Genomic DNA, 1677 nt, shown 5'->3' with positions numbered 1-1677 from the left:
ACTTGTATCATCAAGCGGCGGCGATGAAAACCAAAGACAAGGCCATTGGTATTTTTCAGGGAAGAGCCGTAGGCGGGTCGACAACGGTAAACTGGACCACCTCAATCAGGACTCCCAGGCCTACATTGGACTTCTGGGCCAAAGATAAATCTGTTCAAGGGTTATCGAGAGAAGAGCTGGATCCTTGGTTCGACAAGATGGAGAAAAGGCTCAATATTTCCAAGTGGGAGTATGAGCCTAATAGAAATAATCAGGCATTGAAGTTAGGCTGTGAAAAACTCGGCTGGGACTACACTGTCATCAAGCGCAATGTGAAAGGCTGCTGGAACACGGGCTATTGTGGCATGGGGTGTCCGGTCAACGCCAAACAATCCATGTTGGTTACCACAATCCCGGCTGCATTAGATAAGGGGGCAACTTTAGTCAGTAGGGCTAAGGTCACCAAGCTAGAGCATCATAATGACAAAATATCGGCCATCAAGGCTCAGGCCTTGGATGAGCAGATGCAGCCGACTGAGTTTAAACTGACATTTAAAGCTAAACATTACATCATTGCCGCCGGTGCAATCCATACTCCGACAATCTTGCTGAGATCTAACTTGGCTGATCCGCATAAAGTATTGGGGAAACGTACTTTCTTACATCCGACGCTGTTAAGCGGCGCAATCTTTAGCGATCCGATCAATGGCCACAGTGGTGCGCCTCAGTCTATTTATTCCGATGAGTTTGTATGGAAACATGGTGCAGCTGGTGGTGAGCTAGGCTATAAACTAGAAGTGCCTCCTGTCCACCCTATTCTAATCGCCTCTAAAACTATAGGTTATGGTAAGACTCATGCGGCTCTTATGGAGCAGTTCAACCAGCTTCAGGTCACCATAGCCTTGATTCGCGATGGTTATCATGAACAAAGCCAGGGAGGCCAGGTCCTGCTCACTGATACTGGCTTTGCCATAGATTATCCGCTAAACGAAACTTTTTGGCGCTCGGTTCGAAGAGCGTTCGGAAGTATGGCTGAATTACAGTTTGCGGCAGGTGCTAAGCAAGTTTTGCCGATCACCGAAGGAGCGCCTTATCTTAATAGTTGGAAAGAAGCGAAATCTGCCATCGGAACTTTGGACCTTGGACCACTCAAGACAGTTGTCGCTTCGGCGCATGTCATGGGAGGGTGCCCTATGGGAGAAGATACTAAGCTGTCTATGGTCGATAGTCTGGGAAACTCTCACTACTATGAGAATCTATCTGTGATGGACGGATCTGTTTTTCCCACCAGTTTAGGCGCTAACCCTCAGCTGACTATCTATGGCATGACGGCGAGAAACGCGACTCTGTTAGCCGAAAGATTAAAGTCATCTTCATAAGAGTTTAATAGAGTGGGGCAAAAGAGGATAACAGCGGGTTTAAAGCTTTAAATCCGCGTTAAATACGAACTAGGCTAGCTCTACAAACGATGGGTAATCGGCTTTATCTAAGTTAAATAAACTCAGATAAGAACCTAAGTTTGACGATTCCCCACTGGGTGGAAGCTGCTTGAGTTTATGCAGTATTAATCCCTGAGATTTACGCTCAAGCATCAGCTCTACATCTAGCATCTGTTGATATTCATCGCTTGCTAAACTGTTTTTACTCAGCTTGCGCAACTTGCGGTAGGGGAGTAACACGCGTTCTTCCCATTGATGG

2 protein-coding genes are annotated in these 1677 nt (G+C 46.7%); one reads left to right on the top strand and one right to left on the bottom strand.

What is annotated here, in order from left to right; translation table 11 throughout:
- The coding region (locus tag HRU42_RS21110) for a GMC family oxidoreductase (protein WP_295034064.1) at window positions 1–1358 on the top strand (1358 nt) is incomplete at its 5' end.
- Window positions 1359–1427: 69 nt separating this feature from the next.
- On the opposite strand, the gene HRU42_RS21105 is transcribed toward HRU42_RS21110, so the two are convergent.
- On the bottom strand, window positions 1428–1677 hold a 250-nt coding region (locus HRU42_RS21105), incomplete at its 5' end, for a DUF2390 domain-containing protein (protein ID WP_295034062.1).

The sequence above is a fragment of the Shewanella sp. genome (genome assembly GCF_013214165.1).
Taxonomy (GTDB): domain Bacteria; phylum Pseudomonadota; class Gammaproteobacteria; order Enterobacterales; family Shewanellaceae; genus Shewanella.
This window is presented reverse-complemented; position numbering and strand designations above follow the sequence as displayed.